We start from the raw sequence: 20,168 nt of genomic DNA on the forward strand, positions 1-20,168 counted from the left end.
TCAGTCCCCATCCGCTGCGCTGAACCCGGTATCGACCCCGAGGTTCGGGCCGATGTCGCGGGCCATTTCCAGCTGCAAGGCGTGCACCTTGGTCTGCAGCCCCTCGACCCGTACCCGGCTTTCGGGCGCGGCCACGGCGTCCTTGATCGGCTCGCCGATCCGGTCGAGCCGGTCGTGGGTCTGGCCGATCACCTTCAGTACCCAGGCCCGGTCGGGCTCGCGCACGTCACCGGCGAACCCGTCCTCGATCATCTCGGCGATGCCGGTCAACTGGGCGTGGATGATCGCCTCGGTCAGGCCGGACCGCCAGGCCTCGGCCCGCGTTGGGAAGGGCCGGTCGAAGGTGCCGAGTGGCCGCGCCAGCCGCTGGTCGGCGATCCGGGTCAGCCCGAAATCAAGCGCGGTATAGAGCGTCTTGGTGAACTCCGATGCATCGAGATAGACCGGGTTCTCGGGCCCCGCAGCGCGGGCGAGGTCCGCCCAGCCGCCATCCGCGAACCAGCCGTCGTAGAGCTCGCCCGCCAGCCGGTCGAGGTTGCCCGAGATGCCCACCACCGCCGGGCAGGCCGGGGCCTCGGTGAACAGCAGCATTTCCAGCGCTGGAAGGCCCTGGGCGGCTGCGGAACCCGCAGCGACCACCGCCGGATCTGCCTGCTCCTCGGGCGTCTTCGACAGCAGGTCCCGCAGGCCCCGGTTCACGAAACCCTTCTTGTCCGGCCAGAAGTTCACCGTCAGCGCCGCGCCGGTCTGCTCGACCGGGCCGAACTGATAGCTGTCGAGCGGCGCCCAGGCGATCCACGCTTCGGAAAAGGCGGTGCGCAGGTCCTCTTCCGATGCCTCGCCCGCGCAATGCGCCTGAGCGGTGTCGTAAAGCACGCCGGTTGCGTCGCGGAAACCGCCGAACTGGCGCTCCAGCACCTCGAGCGCCCGGCGGCGGATGTTCTCGTGCTTCACCACGCCTCGCCCCGGCGCCCAGTAGGGCAGACCGGTTTCGGGATGCACGTTGTTCAGCGGCACGCCGGGGGCGGCCTTGTTCTGCACCTGCGCGGGGGCCGTCCCTGCCAGCAGGCAGAGGGCCAGAACGGTGACGGGGCGAAGGATCATAGGGACTCCAGGAATGCGATGAGGGCGTCGCGGTCCTCGGGGGGCATCATGCGCACGGTCTCGCGCGCGGCTTCGGCCTCGCCGCCATGCCAGAGGATAGCCTCCAGCAGGGACCGGGCGCGGCCGTCGTGCAGAAAGTAGGTGTGGCCGCTGACGGTCTCGGTCATGCCGATCCCCCAGAGCGGCGCGGTGCGCCATTCGCGGCCCTTCGCCTGCCACTCGGGGCGGCCGTCGGCCAGCCGCTCGCCCATGTCATGCAGCAACATGTCGGTATAGGGCCAGATCAGCTGGAAGCTCTGCTCGGGCTGATCGTCCAGTCGGTGGGTCACGAATTTCGGAGTGTGGCAGGACGTGCAGCCGGTGCTGTAGAACAGCTCCTTGCCGCGCAGCACCTGCGGATCGTCAAGGTCGCGCCGCTCGGGCACGGCCAGGTTGCGTGAGTAGAAGGTCACGAGGTCCAGCACCTCCGAGGGCACTTCCAGCTCCTCGTCCGTGCCGGTGCGCCCATCCGGGGCGGTGCGGCAGTCGGTCTGGGTCTCGGAACACTCGCCCCAGTGTGCGGGCGTCAACGGGGTCGACAGGCCCATGTCGCCCAGAAAGGCCCCGGCGGATTGTTCCTTGATCGTCGGCGCACCCGCCTTGTGGCCGAAGCGGCCCAGCATCCACTGCTCGAACTCGGTGGACCAGACGCGGTTGGGACGGCCGGAAATGCCGTCACCGTCGGCATCGTCCGGGTCGGCCAGCGCGAGGATGTCCGCTTCCGGCACGGCCTCAAGCAGGCCGAGGCCGATCATCTGCGGCGCGACGCGGGGCGAAAGCTGGGTCTCGGGGTGCAGCGGCCCATAGGCCGGGTCGGCGATGCTGTAGGTCGGCTTGCGCAGCTCGATCACCTCGCCGCCCGCGAGTTCGACGGGGACAGGCGTGTAGCTGACGGCCATCCGCCCCTCGGCCGAGACCCCGGCGATGGACTTGTCCTGGAGCTGGGTGCCATAGGTCGGCTCCGGCGCGTTGGCGAGGTATTCCAGCACCTCGGCGCCAAGATCGCTGGCCGTATCGGGAACAGAGAGGCGCAGGAACATCGACACGCCCGTATCCCCGCCATCCTCGGGCGGATGGCCCCGGCCGTCCTTGATGTGGCAGCGCTGGCAGGCGCGGGCGTTGTAGAGCGGGCCAAGCCCGTCGCTGGAGAGCGTGGACGAGGGCGCTGTCACCCAGAGCTTCTTGAAGAACCCGTTGCCGACCTTGAAGTCCAGCTCCCGCTCGAACGGGATGTTGGCCGAGGGGAACGAGAACGCGTCGCGGGTGCCGATCCCGGTCTTGGTCGCGGCGCCGGCCGGGCGCGCCTCGAACTTCTCGGAGGCGGTGAAGTCCTGCGCGGGTGCGGTGACCGGGCCGATGCGCGCGGCCTCGGCATCGGTGCGCGGGACGATGCTCAGGTGCGGCTCGCCCCAGCCGGGGTTGTCCGCCCCCGTATCCGCAGCGGCAGACGCCGCGGACAGCAGGGCGAGCGTCAGGAGAAGGCTATTCGGCCTCGTCCGCCGAGGCGGCGTTGAGCTGGGCGTAGCGTTCCGCCCCGATGTTGGCAAACAGGTCAAGCTGGGTTTCCAGATAGTCGATGTGGCCTTCTTCGTCGGCGATCAGCTCTTCGAAGAGGTTCTTGCTGACATAGTCGCCAACCTTCTCGCAGTGCTCGCGGGCCTCGATGTAGAGGGTCCGCGCCTCATGCTCGGCGGCAAGGTCGGCGTCGAGGGTTTCCTTGGCGTTCTGCCCGATCCGCAGCGGGTCGAGCTTCTGCAGGTTCGGGTGGCCTTCGAGGAAGATGATCCGGTCGATCAGCTTGTCCGCATGGTGCATCTCCTCGATGCTTTCCTCGCGGGACTTGGCGGCCATCTTCTTCAGGCCCCAGTCGGCCTGCAGGCGGTAGTGCAGCCAGTACTGGTTGACGGCGGTCAGCTCGCTGCGCAGCGCCGCGTTCAGGTATTCGATGACCTTCTTGTCGCCCTTCATGATCCTACTCCCTGCCGGTGAGGCTGCGCAGGCCGCGCAGCTCGGTTGGTACGTCTTGCCCGGCATCATGGCGGGCGACAGAGGGGTTGGAAACCCGGAGGTTGGGGTTGGCGCGCATGGTCTCAAGAAACAGCGGCAGGCAGCCGCCGCAGTCGGCGCTGGTGCCGAGCGCGCGATAGAGCTTGCCCGGCGTGATCACCGTGTCGGGGTCGGCGGCGCGCATCCAGTCCACGGCGGCGTGGATGTCGCGGTCGCTGATGTTCCGGCAATGGCAGACGATCATGTCACCCTCGCTAGTGGCGGCGGGACGGCACTCCGCCCCGCCGGATCGCGTGTTACTGGAAGACCGCTTCGGGGTCGTCCAGGCTGTCCGACCCCTCGACCGTCACGCCTTCGAGGCCGACGACCTGCACCGCGCGCTCGATGTTGCGGGTCTGGGCGACCAGCGCGTCGATGGCGGACTGGATCAGCGCCTCGCCCTCGGCGTTTCCGGCAGCGAGCATCTGGTCATAGGCCATGCCGGCCTCGGCGGTGGACTTGATGGCCCCCAGCGCGATCATCGTCTCATTCAGGTCGGCACGCAGGTTGGCGGCCAGTTCGGGGTCGCGTTCGGCGACCACCTCCTGCAGCGACGGGCCCTCGATGACCGAGCCGTCGATGCGAACGTAGCGGCCGGTGTAGACGTTCCGCATGCCCAGCCCGTCATAGTAGTGGCTGTTGTGCGTGTTGTCCGAGAAGCAGTCGTGCTCTTCCTCGGGATCGTGCAGCAGGATGCCCAGCTTCATGCGTTCGCCTGCCTGCTCGCCATAGGACAGCGAGCCGAGGCCGGTGAAGGCCATGACCAGACCGGCGGTCGGATCGGCAGTCACGTCGGTGCGGCCCTGCCCGCCCTCGGACCAGAGCGCGACAGCGTCCTGAAGGTCGGCGATCAGCAGATCGGTCGCGGCGACAAGGTACTGCGCGCGGCGGTCGCAATTGCCGTTGGTGCAGTTCGCGGTGTCGAAATCACTCGCGGGGCGATTGCCTGCGCCAGCCTCGGTGCCGTTCAGATCCTGGCCCCACAGCAGGAATTCGATGGCGTGATAGCCAGTGGCGACATTGGCCTCGATCCCGTCCAGCTCGTGCAGTTCCTGCAGCAGCGCGGGCGTGATCTCGGCGGCGTCGAGCGTGGTGCCCGAGATCTCGACCGAGGCGTTGGCGACGATGTTCGCCAGCGAATACGGGTTCTCATCATTACCGCCGAACAGCGGGTCGACATAGTCGATCAGCCCCTCGTCCAGGGGCCAGGCGTTGACCTTGCCTTCCCATTCGTCGACCACCGGGTTGCCGAAGCGGAACGCCTCGGTCTGCTGGTAGGGCACACGGGCCTCGATCCAGGCAGCCTTGGCGGCGGCGAGGGTCTCGGCGCTCGGTGCATCGACCAGGGCCTGCACCGCCTCGCGCAGCGCCTCGGCCAGGGTCAGGCTGTCCTCGTAACCGGCCTGCGCGATGTCGGCGTAATTCTCCAGAACGGCGGCGGGCTCGGCGGCCTGCGCGGCACCGGCAAAAGCGCCAAGCGCTGTCGTGGTCAGGATCAGGCGACGCAGGGTCGTGGGCAGGGTCATTGGGTTCCTCGTCGTTGGACAGGGTCGGATCGCTCCGCTCCCTATACCAGATGGAATTTGTCGGAAAAGGGATTTCCGACAAAACCAGTCGAAAATTGTGAAAGGGGGCGCGGACGCCCCCTTCCTTGCGGAGTGCCGTGGCGGATCAGCTCGAGGTCGGGCGCGACCAGATCCACAGGGCGTTGTTTTCGTGGCTGCCGGTGTCCTCGCCGATCAGCACGTCGCCATTGGCGCGAACCAGGATGTTGTCCGGGTTGGCGATCGAGTCGACCGGGCACATCTCGGTTGCGGCGTCATAGCCGTGACCGGCGACGACCGGCTCCATGCGCGAGACGTTGAAATCGGCGTCCAGTTCCATCTCGTAGACGACGCCGCAGAGGTTCTCGGTCAGCTGGATGTCGCCCTCGCCGTCCGACATGCCTTTGCCGATCTCGGACATCGCCATGTACATGAACGGAACCGAGCCGTCGGCAGCGCCGACGAGGTTGATGTTCACGCCTTCCATCTTGCGGAATTCGGCGGTCGCACCCTTGGCGGCAGCGGCCTTGCGGCTTTCGAGGAAGGCCACGCGGTCGTCGGCGGCTTCGCCGTTGACCCAGGCGGTGACGTCGGCGTCGGTGATGTAGTTCGACTCGCCGGCGGCGAAGTCGTCCAGCGTGATGCCGTCGTACTCGCGGACCCAGGCTTCGATCTCGTCGTTCGAGCCGTGGGCCAGCTCGATCCATTCGATGCCGAAGCCGGTCTCGGCCGGATCGTCGCCTTCGTCCTGGGTGACCTTGGCAGCATAGAGCGTGCCGGCGGTCAGGTCGCCCGCGGTGTCGGCGACAAACTTGAAGAAGACGACATCGGTGCCGTCATCCGACAGGTAGGCGGTCTTCTGGTCGGGCATCACCACGGCGTTCTCGTGGCTGAAACGGCCCATGGCGAACATCTTCACCGGGGTGGCGGTTTCGGCCGGGTCGGTGACCTCGACGATGTAGCCGTAGTCGTAGGGGTTCGGATACGCGTCCTCGCCCAGGTACGACGCCAGCATCTTGTTGTCGTCGATGTACTTGTACTCGGGGTTGTTCCAGTCGGCGGTGTCGTCGAAGTACAGCTCTTCCGAGGTCAGCGGCGTGCCCCAGGGCGAGACGGTGCCGAAACAGTTCACCCAGGTGCCGCCGACAGCCGAGAAGTCCACCATCATGGTGTCCTCGACCGACCACATGCCGTCTTCGGCGCGGGTCAGCTTGGCGCGCGACATGCCGCCCGGACGGTTTTCCCAGTTGGTGAACAGGTAGCCCTCGTTCTCGCCGGTCGGGATGTAGCCGTTGAAGTCCGGATCGTTCGAGACCAGCAGATCCTCGCCCGCGCGCGAGCGGATGATCGAGCCCTCGTCGCCTTCGGACAGCAGGATCTGGTAATCGCCTAGGGTCGACTTGACCACCTTTTTGTCGGCGTCCTCGGTCAGCGGCTCGAGCGCGTCTGCGGACCAGTTGACGTTCGAGATCACGCCGACGACGGCCTTGGCAAACTCGTTGCCCAGATCGCTGTCCGGGTGCTGCATGTTCAGGAACAGGTCATCGCCGCTTTCGTAGAGGCCGGTGATCTCGGCGCCCAGCGGCGCGGTCAGGACCATCTTCGGGCCATCGGCCAGAACGGGGCCGGCAAGGACGGTGCTGCCCAGAAGCAGCGTGGACAGGATGGTTTTACGGACAGACATAGGGACCTCCAGGGGATTTGGCTGGTGACGGACGGCCGCCACGGGCTGGACGCGCCTTCGGGACCAGCACGCCGTCCGGCTTTTCCATCACGCGTGCGTGAACCGGACGTTACCGCTCGATGTCAGTTTTGCGACAATTGCCCTGCCCTTGCGTCCGCGCCCCCGCTGGCGCAAGACAAAGGGGACCGCCAAGGAGGTTCCATGTCCGACACCGCCGCTCCTGCCGACGCCAAGCCCAGTTGCTGCGCGCCCCGGGCCTCTGCCGGGTCTGGAACCGCCGCGCCGGAGTATGCCGGTTTCGCCGCAGCCGCCGATGCGATCGAACCAGCCGCCGCCGAAATCCGCAGCGAGCTGCTTGCCAGACTGGTCGAGATCCCGGGCGGATTCTTCGACATGGGCGCGCGCAAGCCTAATTACCCCGACGATTTCGAGGGGCCTGTGCGCAAGGTCCATATCTCGGCCTTCAAGGCCGCGCCTTTCACCGTCACGGTGGCCGAGTTCGCGCGCTTCGTCGAGGCGACAGGCTACCGGACCGTCGCCGAGACCGAGGGCTGGTCCTTCGTCTTCCACCTGCTGCTCGAGGATCCGTCGGCCTATACCCAGCATCCGCCGCAAACGCCGTGGTGGCGGCAGGTCCACGGCGCGACATGGGCCGCGCCCGAGGGGCCGGGCACCACGACCGAGGGGCGCGAAAACCACCCCGTCACCCATGTCTGCTGGTTCGATGCCATTGCTTATTGCCGCTGGGCGGGCCTGCGCCTGCTGACCGAGGCGGAATGGGAGAAGGCCGCGCGCGGCGGTCTGGCGCACAAGAAATACCCCTGGGGGAACGTGCTGGAGCCCGGCGGGCAGCATCGCTGCAACATCTGGCAGGGCAACTTCCCGAACGAGAACACCGAGGCCGACGGCTACCTCGGTACCGCACCGGTCGATGCGTTCGAGCCGAACGGCCTTGGCATGTGGAACATGACCGGCAATGTCTGGGAATGGTGCAACGACTGGTTCGGCCCCGGAGAGCCGCCGCGCAAGCTGCCGCCGCGCGATCCGCAGGGCCCCGAGACAGGCAACGCCCGCGTGATCCGGGGCGGCTCGTTCCTGTGCCATCACTCCTATTGCGTGCGCTACCATGTGCATTCGCGGTCGCGGAACACTCCGGACAGCACCAGCAGCAACACCGGGTTCCGGGTGGCGGCAAGCGTTTGATCTGAAGTGCAGAGTGCAGCGCGACTAACGGTCGTGCATGTCTTTCCCTACCAGGATCCGCGGCGCGTGCTTTTCCACCCGCCTCGCCCGCGTTTCGGACTGCTTCGCGTCCGAAATGTGCAGCACATAGCCGCGCTGCCGCCCCGGCGTCAGGGCCTCGAAGGCGGTGCGGAACGCAGGGTCGTCCTCCAGCTTCGCCTGTAGCTCCTCGGGGTAGACCAGCGCGCGTTTGGCCTTGAAGTCGACCTTCAGCCCGGCTTTTTGGACGGCGATCGCACTTTCGATGATCGCCCGCAGAGCATCCTCCTGTGCGTCGATCCCGGCGACGCTGCGGAACCGCATCTGCCGCGCCGCCTGCGAGTTCTTGCCCGGTGCGACCAGCAGACCTTCGGGATCGTCGATCAGCGCGCCTTTCAGGAACCCCAGCCCCGCATAGTCCTTCATCGCATGCAGGATCACCACGTTGCCGCCGTCATGAGTATAGCAGGGCTGACGCCACTTCAGCTCTTCGGTTAGCGGATATTCCAGCAGGATCGCGCGCAGGCGCCGCTGTTCCTCGGGCCAGAGCTTTGCCTTGTCGAAATAGGGGTCGAGGCGTCGGGCTTCGGTCATGGGATGAAGCCTAGCCAAAGAAAAAGCGCGCCGCCAAGGGGCGACGCGCGATCCGTTGAGTGTCGGCAGGCCGAAGCCCGCCGACCGCTCAGTGGTTGTTGCGCGGAATGCCCTTGCCCGCGACGTCCTTGTAGGCGTCGGCGCCGCGCAGGATCATGCCGTCGGCCAGCGGCTCGACCTTCTCGCGGAAGATCTCCTGCCACGGGGTCTGGCTGGGCGGCGACTGGTAGCCGCCGCTGGCCTCCAGTTCCTTCCGGCGCGCGGCCAGTTCGGCCTCGTCCAGCAGCACGTCCACCCGCGCCTTCTTCAAGTCGATGCGGATCTTGTCGCCGTCGCGCAGCAGCGCGAGGTTGCCGCCGTCCGCCGCCTCGGGCGAGGCGTTCAGGATCGAGGGCGAGCCCGAAGTGCCCGACTGCCGACCGTCACCGATGCACGGCAGCGAGTGCACGCCGCGTTTCAGCAGCTCGCCCGAGGGGCGCATGTTCACCACCTCGGCGCCGCCGGGATAGCCCTTGGGACCGGCGCCGCGCATCACCAGCACCGAGTTCTCGGTGACGCCGGTGGCCGGATCGTCGATCCGGTGGTGGAAATCCTCGGGGCCGTCGAAGACCACGACATTGCCCTCGAACGCCTCGGGATCGTCGGGGTTCGACAGGTACCGGGTGCGGAACTCTTCCGAGATCACCGAGGTTTTCAGGATCGCGCTGTCGAACAGGTTCCCGGTCATGTTCAGGAACCCGGCCGAAGGCAGCATCGCCGTGTCGACCGAGCGGATCACGTCCGGGCTGATCGAACGCTTCTCGCCGCAGTTCTCGCCCATCGACTTGCCGTTGACGGTCAGCGCGCCGGGGTTCGGCAGCATCCCTGCGGCCATCAGCTCGCCCACGACGGCAGGCACGCCGCCCGCGCGGTGGTAATCCTCGCCCAGGTACTCGCCTGCGGGCTGGAGGTTGGTCAGCAGCGGCACGTCATGGCCGATGCGGGTCCAGTCGTCGTTGTTCAGCTCGACGCCAAGGTGCTTGGCGACCGCGTTCAGGTGGATCGGCGCGTTGGTCGAGCCACCCAGCGCCGAGCATACTGCGACGGCGTTCTCGAACGCCTCGCGGGTCATCACGTCGGACGGGCGCAGGTTTTCCCACACCATGTCGACAATGCGCTGACCGGTGTGATAGGCGATCTGCCCCCGCTCGCGGTAGGGCGCGGGGATCGCCGCCGAGCCCGGCAGCTGCATGCCCAGCGCCTCGGCCAGCGAGTTCATCGTGGTCGCGGTGCCCATCGTGTTGCAGTAGCCGACCGAAGGGGTCGAGGTCGCGACAAGTTCAAGGAAGCCGCGGTCGTCGATCTCGCCGGCGGCCAACAGTTCACGCGCTTTCCAGACGATGGTGCCCGAGCCGGTGCGCTCGCCCTTGTGCCAGCCATTCAGCATCGGGCCGACCGACAGCGCGATCGAGGGGATGTTCACCGTCGCCGCCGCCATCAGCAGCGCGGGCGTGGTCTTGTCACAGCCGATCATCAGCACCACGCCGTCGATCGGATAGCCGTAGAGCGACTCGACACAGGACAGGTACGCAAGGTTGCGGTCCAGCATCGCCGTCGGGCGCTTGCCGGTCTCCTGGATCGGGTGCACCGGGAACTCGATGCAGGTGCCGCCAGCGGCGGTGATGCCGTCGCGAACGCGCTTGGCCAGTTCCATGTGGTGCCGGTTGCAGGGCGACAGGTCCGAGCCGGTCTGCGCGATACCGATGATCGGCTTGCGCTCGGCCAGTTCCTCCATCGTCAGGCCGTAGTTGAGGTAGCGCTCGAGATAGAGCGCCGTCATCTCGGGATCGTCAGGGTTGTTGAACCACTTGCGCGAACGCAGGTCCTCCGGCTTGACGGGCTTGTCGGTCATGTCGTCTCCTCCGAAACTCTTTCAGGGCAATGCGGGCAGAGGTCAGACCTCTGCACGGCCGCCGGCCCTGTCGGCGCAGCCAATGCGTGCCGCCCCTTAATGCCGTGCCGCGCGGGCGGATGCCAACGGTTTATCGTGGATTTTTGTACCGAAGCGCGCAGATCTGCCGCACGAGACCCCGTCGCGGCCCCATTGAAAGCGCGCCGGGGTTGGCGGACAATCACAACGAAACCGGAGCAACAGGGGGGCCGGACATGAACTATCCCGTGGACATGAGCGTGACGCCGCAGGTCGAAGCCTTTTTCGACCCCGAGACGAACACCATCAGCTATGTCGTGAAGGACCCGGGCTCGGAGGCCTGCGCGGTGATCGATTCGGTGATGGACATCGACTACGCCGCCGGGAAGATCGCCTTTGCGCACGCCGACCGGATGATCGCCTACATCCGCGACAACGGGCTCAAGCTGGAGTGGATCATCGAGACCCACGTGCACGCCGATCACCTGTCCGCCGCGCCTTATATCCAGGACCAGCTCGGTGGAAAGATCGGCATCGGCGAAAAGATCTGCGTCGTTCAGGACGTCTTCGGCAAGATCTTCAACGAGGGCACCGAGTTCCAGCGCGACGGCAGCCAGTTCGACCGACTATTCAAGGACGGCGACACCTACAAGGTCGGCGGGTTGGAGGCTTTCGCCATGTACACGCCTGGCCACACCCCAGCCTGCATGACCCACGTGATGGGCAACGCAGCTTTCGTGGGCGACACGCTGTTCATGCCCGATGGCGGCTCGGCGCGGGCGGATTTCCCGGGCGGCGATGCCGGGGAGCTCTACGATTCGATCCAGAAGGTGCTGACACTGCCGGACGAGATGCGGCTGTTCATGTGCCACGACTACGGCCCCGGCGGGCGCGACATCCAGTGGGAGACTACCGTCGCCGAAGAGAGGGCGAACAACATCCACGTCGGCCACGGCACCAGCCGCGACGAGTTCATCAAGATGCGGACCGAGCGCGACGCGACGCTGAAGATGCCGAAGCTCATTATCCCGTCGCTTCAGGTGAACATGCGCGCCGGAGAGGTTCCGACGGACGACCAGGGGAACCCTGTCCTCAAGGTCCCCCTGACCGGCCTGCAGCCCCGCGACTGAGCGCGGGGCCGCGCACAGCCGTCAGCCCAACGCCTTCAGCACCAGATCGGCGGCAGGGCCCGACGAGGCGGGGTTCTGCCCCGTCACCAGCTTGCCGTCGGCGACCGCATGCGGCTGCCAGTCAGCCACGCCGTCGAACTCGGCGCCCAGCTCGCGCAGGCGGGTCTCCAGAAGGAAAGGCACCACGTCGGCAAGGCCCACGGCGTTCTCTTCGCTGTCGGTGAAGGCGGCGACCTTGCGACCCTTGACCACCGGCTCGCCCTTGGCGTCACGGAAGTTCACGAAGGCTGCCGGGCCGTGGCAGACCGAGGCGACGACCTTGCCGGCCTCCCACGCGTCGCGCAGGAACGCGGCCAGCGCGTCGCTTTCCGCCAGATCCCACATCGCGCCGTGGCCGCCGGGAATGTAGACGGCATCGACGCTCTCGGGCGTGAAGTCTGACAGCTTCGCGGGCGCGTTCAGCGCCGACTGCGCCGCGTCATCGCCGCGGAACCGGGTGACGGACTCGGGCGCATCCGCGCCGGTCTCGTCCGAGTTCGGGTCGATCGGGATCGCGCTGCCGTCCAGGGTCGCGACATGGACGTCGTGGCCCGCGTCGGTGAAGGCGTAGTAGGGCGTCGCCAGTTCCTCGTACCAGACGCCGGTTTTCTTGCCGGTCTCGCCCATCGCTTCATGGGCGGTCGAGAGGATCAGGATCTTGGCCATTGCGGTTCTCCATTCATTTGATCGTTCACGTCTGCCCCTCGTTCCGGGGCGCCGGTTGCCCACCTAATTCCCCTGTCCGCGTTTTGATCCCCCCGCCCCCATCACAGCCGCGCGAGCGACGCCGGGTCTTCAAAACCCGAACCTTCAACAAAGCGTCACACGTGACTGATAGGCCGCTGTCCGCGCAGGGCCGCCGGTCCTGCCCGATTGACAGGAGTTTCCCCATGACCCGCATCTTCGCGCTCGCCGCGACCGCCGTGCTGATGGGCACGACCGCGATGGCCCAGGACGTGTCCGGCAAACTGGTGCTCTATACCTCGCAGCCCAACGAGGACGCGCAGCAGACCGTCGACGCCTTCACCGCCAAATACCCCGAGGTCGAGGTCGAGTGGTTCCGCGACGGCACCACCAAGGTGATGGCCAAACTGCTGGCCGAGTTCGAGGCCGGTGCGCCGCAGGCCGACGTTCTGCTGATCGCCGACATGGTCACGATGGAAGGGCTCGAAGCCGAAGGGCGCCTGATGCCCTATGCCGATGCCGACACCTCGGCTTACGATCCGGCGCTGATGGACGACGAAGGCCACTATTTCTCGACCAAACTGATCACCACCGGCATCGTCTACAACACCGGCGCCGAGATGGTCCCGACCTCCTACAAGGACCTGCTGAAGCCGGAAGCCAAGGACAAGCTGGCGATGCCCTCGCCGCTGACCTCGGGCGCAGCGACGATCCACATGGCCGCGCTGACCGCCGACGAAGACCTCGGCTGGGAGTTCTACGAAGGCCTCGCCGAACAGGGCGCCAACCCGCAGGGCGGCAACGGCGGCACCTACAAGGCCATCGCCGGCGGCGAGAAGCTCTACGGGTTCGTCGTCGACTACCTGCCGATCCGTGAAAAGCTGAACGGCGCCCCGGTCGAGTTCGTGTTCCCCGAGGAAGGCGTCTCGGCTGTGACCGAACCCGCCGCGATCCTGTCGAGCGCACAGAACCCGGATGCCGCCAAGGCGTTCATCGACTTCCTGCTGTCGGTCGAGGGCCAGGAGCTGGCCGCCGCCCAGGGCTACCTGCCCGCGCATCCGGACGTGGCCGGCCCCGAAGGCTTCCCCGGCCGTGACCAGATCAAGCTGATCGACTTCGACCCGGCGAAGGCGCTGGCCGACGACATGGCCAACAAGCAGCGCTTCTCCGAGATCTTCGGCGACTGACATCTTGATCCGCAAAGCCCTGCGCGGCGAGGGGCTGACCCTCGCCGCGCTTCTTCTGTTTGCCGCCCTCGTCTACGGCCTGCCGCTGGGCCTGCTGACGCGCGTGGGCCTGGGCGGGGCCGAGGGACCGTCGCTGGTGCCGCTGCTGGACGCCCTGACCGAAGGCTCGGTGCAGCGCGCGTTCCGGCGCAGCCTGGAAAGCGCCGCGGTCTCGGCCTTCGGGTCGCTGGTGATCGGCACCGCGCTGGCGCTGGCCATCGGCTTGACCGACCTGCGGGCGAAGGGCCTGTTCGTCTTCCTTCTGCTGCTGCCGATGATGATCCCGCCGCATGTGACCGCGATCGCGTGGATCCAGGCGCTCGGCCCGGGCAGCCCGGTGCTGGGCTGGCTGGGGATCGCGCCCGAGATCGGCTCCACCCACCCACTTTACTCCGGCGGCGGGGTGATGTTGCTGCTCACGCTCCAACACATGCCGCTGGTGCTGCTGGTGGTGCTCGCCGCCCTGCGCGCCCTGCCCCGCGAGGTGTCCGAGGCCGCGCGCCTCGCCGGGGCCAGGCCGATCCGCGTGCTGCGCCGGATCGTTCTGCCGATCTTGAGACCGACGCTCATCACCGGTTTCGCGCTGGCCTTCGTCTCGGCGCTCGGCAATTTCGGCATCCCCGCGCTGCTGGGCATCCCGGCGCGCTACACCACGCTGCCGGTGCTGATCTGGCGCAGGCTCTCCAGCTTTGGGCCGTCGGTACTGACGGATGTCGCGGTGATCTCGCTGATCGTCGCGCTGCTGGCCGTCGCGGCGTTGCTGCTGCAACGGCTGCTGCAGGCCCGCGCGGCGACGCTGTCCGGCCCACCGCAGCCGCCGCTGAGGATCACTCTCGGCCGCTGGCGTCCCCTGGCCGAGGCCGCCGTGGCGCTCTACGTGCTGGCGACGCTGGCGCTGCCGATGGCCGCACTGCTGGCGACGGCGCTGGTCAAGACCTACGGCCTGCCGCTGACCGCCGAGACCCTGACCTGGGAGAATTTCGCGCAAGTCCTGTTGCACCAGGACGTGACGCTGCGCGCCTTCGCCAACTCGACGCTGGTCGCGGGACTGGCGGCGCTGCTGCTGGCGGGACTGGCGGTGGTGCTGTCCTACTATCTCGACCGGCGCAGGCACCGGGCGGCGCGGCACGCCTCGGGCGCGGTGCTGGCACTGGCGGACGTCGCCTATGCGATACCTGGGCTGGTGATCTCCATCGCCTTCATCCTGGCGTTCCTCAGGCCGCTGCCGGTCCTGGGGGTCTCGCTCTACAACACGCTCTGGATCATCGGGCTGGCCTATGTCTGCGCCTTCTTCGCCGTCGCGTTGAAGCCGGTGGCGGCGGCGCAGGCGGCGCTGGACCCGGCGCTGGACGACGCGGCGCGGGTTGCGGGCGCGGACTTCGGCCGACGGATGCGCCGAATCTACCTGCCACTGGCCGCCCCGGCCGCCGCCAGCGGCGCGATCCTCGTGTTCCTGACCGCCTACAACGAGGTGACGGTATCGGCCCTGCTCTGGTCCACCGGGAACGAGACCATCGGCACCACGATCTTCAACTACGAGGATGGCGGCTACACCACGCTCGCCGCCGCCATGTCGGCGGTCACGGTCGCAGCGACGCTGGTGCTGATGGCAATGCTGCACGTCGCGGGCCGCCGCCTGCCGCCCGGCGTGGTGCCCTGGCGGGTCTAGGCTTCGGGCAGCACCCAGGCGCTTGAGAGCGACAGCGGCACCAACTCGCCCACGCGCAGCGGGCGGGGGCTGGCAACGGGTAGCGTCTCGTCCAGCCCTTCGACGGCAATCCGTCCCTCCCAAACGCCACCGCGATAGTCGGCGGAGGCGACACGGCCCTGCACGTCCCCGTCGCCAAGCCGCACATCGCCCGGACGGAGCACCGCTTCCACCCGCCCCTCGCGCCCGGCGCAGACCGGGGCTTCCAGCGGGCCGAGGCGCAGCACCGGTCCGGCATTGGTCCGGGCACGAATGGCCGAGACAACGGCGGCACGGCCGATGAACCGCGCGACCTCGGCGCTGACAGGGCGGTCGTGGATCTCTTCGGGCGTTCCAACCTGCAGGAAGCGCCCGCCCTGCATCACGGCGATCCGGCTGGCGAGCGCCATCGCCTCGCGCTGGTCATGGGTGATGTAGACCGTCGTCGCCCCGGCTGCCGTGTGGAACCGCGCCAATTCATCTTCCATCAGCCCCCGCAGATGCGGGTCGAGGTTCGCCAGCGGCTCGTCCATCAGAACGGTCTGCGCCCCGCCCGCCAGGCAGCGCGCCAGCGCCACCCGCTGCCGCTGCCCGCCCGAAAGCGCGGCGGGCTGGCGGTCGGCGAAAGGCTCCAGCGCCACAGTCTTCAGATGCGCCATCGCCTCGGCCCGTGCCTTCGTGCGGCTGGCCCCGGCGGTCTCGATCGGGAACGCGACGTTGTCGAGCACGCTCATGTGTGGCCAGAGCGCGTAGGACTGGAACACGAACCCGGTGCGACGCTCTTCGGGTGCGACATGCACGCCGCCGCCCGAGACCACCGCGCCATCCAGCGCAATCTCGCCGCCGTCGAGCCGGTCCAGCCCCGCGATCAGGCGCAGCAGCGTGGACTTGCCGCAGCCCGAGGGACCAAGCACCACGAAGAACTCGCCGGTCGCGATCTCGACCTCAGCGCCGTCGACCGCAGCCGCGTCGCCGAACCGCTTGACCGCCTTGCGTATCCCGACCGACATGCGCCCTCCATCCTTGCCGGAGGCCTGTGTGCCCCGCCGCCCCGTCAGCGGCAAGCGGCAGCGAGCGTTGTCACGAAAACTTCGCAGCAGCGGCTCAGGGACCGCCGATCACCAGTCCGACGGCCTGCCCCTCGGACACGATCCGCACCGGCAGGCTCGGCGGCACGGGCGTGTCCAGCGCCAGCGTCCGGTTCTGCTCCAGTCCCGACAGAAGGGTGATCAGAGCGGGCGAAGTCACGGCGGTAAGATGGTTCACCGATCCGGGCACCGCCGCGCCGGTGGTGTCGATGACGGTCACATCCAGCGCCGAAAGCGTCTGCAGGTTCTCCACCGCACCGAGCCGGGTCTCGCTCTGCGAGATCCATCGCGACAGCAGCAGCGCCCGGTCCGCGCGGGACGAGATGATGATGAACGGCTGAGGCAGGTCCCCGATGGAGGCCGCCTGTGCCCGGAACACGTCGATGTCGATGTCCGGCGAGATCAACACGACGCCCGACAGCGAGGACCACAGGCCCTGTCCGCGCAGCGCCTTCTGCCGCAGGGCCTCGACCAGCAGTTGCGAGCCCAACGAATGAGCCACCAGCAGCACCCGGCCGGCTCCCGCCGCCTGCACCCGGTCGATCAGCTGCTCCAGCCCGTCGCGCGCGAAGAGCACGCTGTCCCGATCATAAAGGTAGTCTGTCGCGCGCGCCGCCGACGGCCAGCTGTAGAGCACCGGCACCGCCTGCGCGCCGAAGTCGTGCACGACTTGCGTGAAACGGTAGAGCGCCTCGGCGTGGTTGGTGTTGTAACCGTGGACGAAGATCACCGCCTCTGACGTGGGCGCGGCGCGCAGCCGGTCGCGCAACAACCGGTCAAAGCCTGCGTCCGATCCCGCGATCTCTGCCCGGGTGACGACGAAATCCTCCTGCGGGTCAGGGGTACCGTCAGGCCAGGAAACGCTGCCCGGCATGTGGCTGGGCGGCACCGAAACCGTGAAGGCACCGAAGCCAAGCCCCTGCCCGCGATCCGCGCCGTAGAACAGGCCCGCCGGCTCGCGGGCGCGCGGGCTGGCGACAAGGATCTCGTGTCGGGTCGCCTCGGGTGGGGATTGCACGAAGCTCAACTGGCCGCGCGGCTCGCAACCGGTCAACAGCAGCGCCGCGACGATACCCAGCAGTTTGCCCCGGCCCCAGCCCATGCAACTCCCCTTCCCGCGCAGCCTGACCCAGCTGGCGGGTGCGGGCAACCACCCCAAGAGCCGCGGACGAAAGATTTTCCGCAAGCCATGCAATTTTTGCATTGGTCTTTCCAAACGGCACGTTAAACTGCCGTCATGCAGAGAACCCGCAAGAAAACCCGCCCCGGACAAAGCGATATCGCCGACGCGCTGGGCATCTCGGTCAGCACCGTCAGCCGCGCGCTGGCGGACAGCCCGGCGATCAACGACGACATCAAGTCCCGGGTGCAGGAGGTGGCGCAGCAGATCGGCTATCCGATCCGCCAATCGCCGCGGGTCGAACAGTTCGAGCGGATCTCGATCCTTACCTCGCTGGGAGCACTGAACGACAGCCGCAGTTCGATCTATGCCGCGATGATCGAAGGGATCCGCAGCGTTGCGCCGCGCGTCAGCGGCAAGGTCGACTCCTCGATCACCCGCTCTCGCACGTTCCATGATCAGAAGCTCGACGCCAGTTTCGGGCCCCGCACCGGCTGCATCTTCCTGGGCGTGGTCCCCACAGCGGAAGTCGCCGCCGATATCGTCGAACGGGGCATTCCGGCGGTGGTCGCAAACGGCGTCGACCAGGAATACCTGATCGACTCCATCGCCCCCGCGAACTTTGGCGGCGCCCGGCTGATGGGCCGCCACTTGACCAGCATGGGGCATAATAATTTCCTGTACCTTCAAGGCATTGGACGCACCACGCTGGAGCGGCGCTTTGACGGGTTCCGGCAGCACGTGGAAAGCAGCGGGGGCAGGATCACCGCGACCTTCGGCGAAGGCGGCAGCTTCGACGAAGCACTGTTCGAACGCTTCACCACCTGGCTGAAAACCGAGCGGGGCGACGCAACGGCGCTGTTTTGCTTCAACGATGGCGCCGCCGCCTGGGCGCTCGAGGCCGTGCGCGCGATCGGACTTTCGGTTCCGGGTGATCTTTCCATTGTCGGCTTCGATGACATGCCGATCGCCGCGATGACCGCCCCACCGCTCACGACCTTCCGAATCGACTGGGAAGGACTGGGTGAGCAGACGATCGACCTTCTGCACCAGCGATTGCACCAACCGCAGCGCCCCGTGCAGTTCCTTCAGGTCGGCGGAACGCTGGTTCCGCGTGACAGCGTGCGTGATCTGAACGGGAGCTGAGCAAAACGCATTGCGCAAGTTTTGCAATTTTTTCTGTCTTGCAAAATTATTCTCAAGATGGCTAGATATACCCGTGAAGCGACGACGGGATTCGACAAGTTGGCAAAAATTGCAATTCTCATGCCCGAGGCGACGCACCGCCGCCAGATGACCCCAGCCCATATGGAGCGGCTGGGACAGCTGGCGGGTCCGGACGGTCTGCTGCGCCACGAGACGCTCGACGCCCTTATCGCCGACCCTGCCGCCGCCGAAGTCGCGGTCATCGTCACAGGCTGGGGCGCCCCACGGATCGACGGCGCGGCCCGCCGCGCCCTGCCCGCGCTGCGCCTTGTCGCCCATAGCGCCGGGACGCTGAAGTTCATCCTGGATCCGGCCCTGTTCGATACCGGCGTGCGCGCGACCAGCGCCGCAAAGGCCAACGCCGTTCCGGTGGCCGAATTCACGCTGTCCTGGATCCTGCGCTGGAACAAGCGCCTGCCGCAGTTCGAGGCCGCCTACAAGCGCTCCCCGTCCTGCCACGCCACCCGCGGCGAGGCGCCGTGGGACGATATCGGAAACCTCGGCAAAAGCGTCGGCGTGATCGGTGCCTCGAAGGTCGGGCGCAAGCTCATGCAACTCTTGCAGGGCTTCGACCTGGAGGTTCTGCTCTACGATCCCCTGCTGCCGTCCGCCGAATTCGCCGCACTGGGCGCGAAACGCGTCGATCTGACCGGGGCGATGTCCGCCGATATCGTCTCGATCAACGCGCCGCTGCTGCCCGAGACCCGGCACATGATCGGCGCGGCGCAACTGGCCGCGATGCAGGACGGCGCGCTTCTGATCAACACCGCACGCGGCGGGCTGCTCGATCACGACGCCCTGCTGGCGGAGCTGCAATCGGGCCGGATCAGTGCCGTGCTCGACGTCACCGAACCCGAGCCGCTGCCCGAGGATTCGCCCTTCCTCGCGCTCGACAACTGCTGGATCACGCCGCATGTCGCCGGCTCGCTGGGCACCGAGATCCACCGCATGACCGACAGCATGATCGCCGAGGTCGCGCTGTTCCTTTCCGAAGGCCGCCTTCGTCACGAAGTCGGGCCGGCCAACTGGGCCACAGCAGCATGACGCATCCGCCGTTCCTCCCAGGCCTCTGCTCGGTCACCTTCCGCCAGCTTGCCCCTGAAAAGGTCGCAAGCCTGGTGCAAGGGGCCGGGCTGAGCGCCGTGGAATGGGGCATGGACGTGCACATGCCGCCGGGCGACCTGGCCAACGCGCGCACCCTGAAAGCGCTATGTGCCAACCTCGGGCTGATCACGCCCACCGCCGGCAGTTACCTGCGCTGCGACAGTGCTGACGAGGACCCTTCCCCCGTGCTGGACGCCGCCGCCGAACTGGGCGCGCGCTGCATCCGCATCTGGGCCGGACGGCAAGGCAGCGCCGAGGCCGAGGACCGCGCCGCCATCGTCGCCACGATCCGCAGCCATTGCGAGGCCGCCGCCGCGCGCGGCCTGGTACTGGGGCTGGAATATCACCGCAACACGCTGACCGACACGCCCGAGAGCGCCGCGCGGCTACTGGCCGAGGTCGATCACCCCGCTCTCGTCACCTATTGGCAGCCCCGCGGCGACGGCACGCGCGGCGCGATGGCGGATGAAATTCCCCAGCTTTCTCCGCACCTTGCGCATCTGCACGTGTTTCACTGGCGCGACTACAAGGACCGGCTGCCGCTGGCCGAGGGCCGTGCGCTCTGGGCCGAGCGCTTCACGGCCGCCGCCGCGACGCCGAACCCGGATGCCGGCCCGCGCTGTGCCTTTCTCGAATTCGTCCGCGGCGACGATCCCGATGCTTTCCGGGAAGATGCCGCAACCCTGACCGGCCTGCTGAACGACATGGCCGAGACCAAGATCAAGATCTCAACGGGAGGATAG

The 20,168-nt window shown here is 67.5% G+C and carries 18 protein-coding genes; 7 read left to right on the forward strand and 11 right to left on the reverse strand.

What is annotated here, in order from left to right:
• From ACW9UR_RS07590 to ACW9UR_RS07615, 6 genes are all read right to left on the reverse strand, one after another.
• Positions 1 to 1,104, reverse strand: a complete 1,104-nt coding sequence (locus ACW9UR_RS07590; protein WP_458916358.1) for an imelysin family protein — start codon at positions 1,102 to 1,104, stop codon at positions 1 to 3.
• Positions 1,101 to 2,606, reverse strand: coding sequence for a di-heme oxidoreductase family protein (locus tag ACW9UR_RS07595; protein ID WP_458917163.1), 1,506 nt, complete (start codon positions 2,604 to 2,606; stop codon positions 1,101 to 1,103). Before ACW9UR_RS07595 ends, ACW9UR_RS07590 begins: the two co-directional genes overlap by 4 nt.
• A gap of 19 nt (positions 2,607 to 2,625) precedes the next feature.
• Positions 2,626 to 3,111: a bacterioferritin gene (bfr, locus tag ACW9UR_RS07600; protein ID WP_458916359.1), complete on the reverse strand. Its 486-nt coding sequence runs from the start codon at positions 3,109 to 3,111 to the stop codon at positions 2,626 to 2,628.
• Between the two features lie 4 nt (positions 3,112 to 3,115).
• Entirely contained in the window at positions 3,116 to 3,394 is a 279-nt protein-coding gene (locus ACW9UR_RS07605) for a (2Fe-2S)-binding protein (protein ID WP_458916360.1), read from the reverse strand.
• A gap of 52 nt (positions 3,395 to 3,446) precedes the next feature.
• A complete protein-coding gene (locus ACW9UR_RS07610; protein ID WP_458916361.1) occupies positions 3,447 to 4,715 on the reverse strand; it encodes an imelysin family protein in 1,269 nt (422 codons plus the stop codon).
• 145 nt (positions 4,716 to 4,860) lie between these two features.
• Positions 4,861 to 6,417 (reverse strand): alkaline phosphatase PhoX, encoded by a 1,557-nt coding sequence (locus tag ACW9UR_RS07615; protein WP_458916362.1) that lies wholly within the window; start codon positions 6,415 to 6,417, stop codon positions 4,861 to 4,863.
• Between the two features lie 201 nt (positions 6,418 to 6,618).
• Here ACW9UR_RS07615 and ACW9UR_RS07620 point away from each other — a divergent pair, with 201 nt between their 5' ends.
• Positions 6,619 to 7,620, forward strand: coding sequence for a formylglycine-generating enzyme family protein (locus ACW9UR_RS07620; RefSeq protein WP_458916363.1), 1,002 nt, complete (start codon positions 6,619 to 6,621; stop codon positions 7,618 to 7,620).
• A gap of 24 nt (positions 7,621 to 7,644) precedes the next feature.
• On the opposite strand, the gene ACW9UR_RS07625 is transcribed toward ACW9UR_RS07620, so the two are convergent.
• Together ACW9UR_RS07625 and ACW9UR_RS07630 are read right to left on the reverse strand one after the other, a co-directional pair.
• Positions 7,645 to 8,232, reverse strand: a complete 588-nt coding sequence (locus ACW9UR_RS07625) for a YdeI/OmpD-associated family protein (RefSeq protein WP_458916364.1) — start codon at positions 8,230 to 8,232, stop codon at positions 7,645 to 7,647.
• Between the two features lie 88 nt (positions 8,233 to 8,320).
• Positions 8,321 to 10,123 carry an IlvD/Edd family dehydratase gene (locus ACW9UR_RS07630; protein ID WP_458916365.1) on the reverse strand — a complete coding sequence of 601 codons (1,803 nt, stop codon included), beginning with the start codon at positions 10,121 to 10,123 and terminating at the stop codon, positions 8,321 to 8,323.
• A 254-nt stretch (positions 10,124 to 10,377) separates the two neighbouring features.
• Here ACW9UR_RS07630 and ACW9UR_RS07635 point away from each other — a divergent pair, with 254 nt between their 5' ends.
• A complete protein-coding gene (locus ACW9UR_RS07635) occupies positions 10,378 to 11,271 on the forward strand; it encodes an MBL fold metallo-hydrolase (RefSeq protein ID WP_458916366.1) in 894 nt (297 codons plus the stop codon).
• Between the two features lie 21 nt (positions 11,272 to 11,292).
• On the opposite strand, the gene ACW9UR_RS07640 is transcribed toward ACW9UR_RS07635, so the two are convergent.
• Positions 11,293 to 11,976 carry a type 1 glutamine amidotransferase domain-containing protein gene (locus tag ACW9UR_RS07640; RefSeq protein WP_458916367.1) on the reverse strand — a complete coding sequence of 228 codons (684 nt, stop codon included), beginning with the start codon at positions 11,974 to 11,976 and terminating at the stop codon, positions 11,293 to 11,295.
• Between the two features lie 224 nt (positions 11,977 to 12,200).
• On the opposite strand from ACW9UR_RS07640, the gene ACW9UR_RS07645 reads away from it, so the two are divergent.
• Entirely contained in the window at positions 12,201 to 13,181 is a 981-nt protein-coding gene (locus ACW9UR_RS07645; protein ID WP_458916368.1) for an ABC transporter substrate-binding protein, read from the forward strand.
• A 4-nt stretch (positions 13,182 to 13,185) separates the two neighbouring features.
• Complete coding sequence (locus tag ACW9UR_RS07650) at positions 13,186 to 14,889, forward strand: ABC transporter permease (protein WP_458916369.1); 1,704 nt, start codon at positions 13,186 to 13,188, stop codon at positions 14,887 to 14,889.
• Here the strand turns inward: ACW9UR_RS07650 and ACW9UR_RS07655 are convergent.
• Both ACW9UR_RS07655 and ACW9UR_RS07660 read right to left on the reverse strand, forming a co-directional pair.
• Complete coding sequence (locus tag ACW9UR_RS07655; RefSeq protein WP_458916370.1) at positions 14,886 to 15,917, reverse strand: ABC transporter ATP-binding protein; 1,032 nt, start codon at positions 15,915 to 15,917, stop codon at positions 14,886 to 14,888. The two genes, ACW9UR_RS07650 and ACW9UR_RS07655, sit on opposite strands and share 4 nt — an antisense overlap.
• 94 nt (positions 15,918 to 16,011) lie before the next feature.
• Positions 16,012 to 17,097, reverse strand: coding sequence for an alpha/beta hydrolase (locus ACW9UR_RS07660; protein ID WP_458916371.1), 1,086 nt, complete (start codon positions 17,095 to 17,097; stop codon positions 16,012 to 16,014).
• A gap of 135 nt (positions 17,098 to 17,232) precedes the next feature.
• Between ACW9UR_RS07660 and ACW9UR_RS07665 the strand changes: the two genes are divergently transcribed.
• The 3 genes from ACW9UR_RS07665 to ACW9UR_RS07675 all read left to right on the forward strand — a co-directional run bounded on the left by ACW9UR_RS07665 (position 17,233) and on the right by ACW9UR_RS07675 (position 20,168).
• A complete protein-coding gene (locus ACW9UR_RS07665) occupies positions 17,233 to 18,261 on the forward strand; it encodes a LacI family DNA-binding transcriptional regulator (RefSeq protein ID WP_458916372.1) in 1,029 nt (342 codons plus the stop codon).
• Positions 18,262 to 18,360: 99 nt separating this feature from the next.
• Complete coding sequence (locus tag ACW9UR_RS07670) at positions 18,361 to 19,365, forward strand: hydroxyacid dehydrogenase (RefSeq protein ID WP_458916373.1); 1,005 nt, start codon at positions 18,361 to 18,363, stop codon at positions 19,363 to 19,365.
• The gene (locus ACW9UR_RS07675; RefSeq protein ID WP_458916374.1) at positions 19,362 to 20,168 is read left to right on the forward strand and encodes a sugar phosphate isomerase/epimerase family protein; all 807 of its coding nucleotides are present in this window, start codon (positions 19,362 to 19,364) and stop codon (positions 20,166 to 20,168) included. The genes ACW9UR_RS07670 and ACW9UR_RS07675 overlap by 4 nt, the downstream gene beginning before the upstream one ends.

Source organism: Halovulum sp. GXIMD14794 (assembly GCF_054457455.1).